General features: G+C 36.8%; 1 protein-coding gene. It reads left to right on the top strand.

Features of this window, described 5'->3' with window-relative positions; translation table 11 throughout:
- On the top strand, positions 1–625 hold a 625-nt coding region (locus PGQ33_RS16710; protein ID WP_270206123.1), incomplete at both ends, for a phospholipase D-like domain-containing protein.

The following is a 625-nucleotide window of genomic DNA, read 5'->3' as shown; positions in this document are numbered from 1 at the left end:
TTCTTTCTACTTTTGCATTTCAATCCGATGAAAGTGGAAAATTGATTTTAGGAGCACTGTATGATGCGGCAGACAGAGGTGTACATATTCGTCTGTTAGTAGATGGAATGGAGAGTTGGATTGATATGGAAGGAAATCCGTATTTCTATGGATTATCTTCCCATGAGAATGTTGAAATTAAACTGTATAATAAGGCCAATCCGTTGAAACCGTGGAAAATGATGGGTAGAATGCATGATAAATATTTGATTGCAGATGGAAAGAGATATATTCTTGGGGGAAGAAATACATACAACTATTTCCTGGGTGATTTTCCGGGACATAAGAACTATGACAGAGACGTGTTAGTGGTTTGCGATGAACCTGAGAAAGAAAATTCAGTTAACCAGTTGTTAGAGTATTTTGAAACGATATGGGAACAAGAAGACAGTGGTTATTTTCATGACAATAAAAAACTGGCAAATAGAAAATCTGTAAAGAACGCAGTTTTAGAGCTGCAGAACGGCTATCAGAAATATTTTGAAGAGAATAAGGAAAGAATCTGCGATACCGATTACACGGACGAAACTTTTGAGACAGAAAAGATTGCATTAGTGTCAAATCCTATCCACACAGGTTCCAAGGA

The organism is Coprococcus sp. AM100_B19A, from assembly GCF_027662015.1.
Lineage (GTDB): Bacteria > Bacillota > Clostridia > Lachnospirales > Lachnospiraceae > Allocoprococcus > Allocoprococcus comes.
Note: the sequence above shows the minus strand (reverse complement) of the source record. Positions and strands in the feature narration are given on the sequence as shown.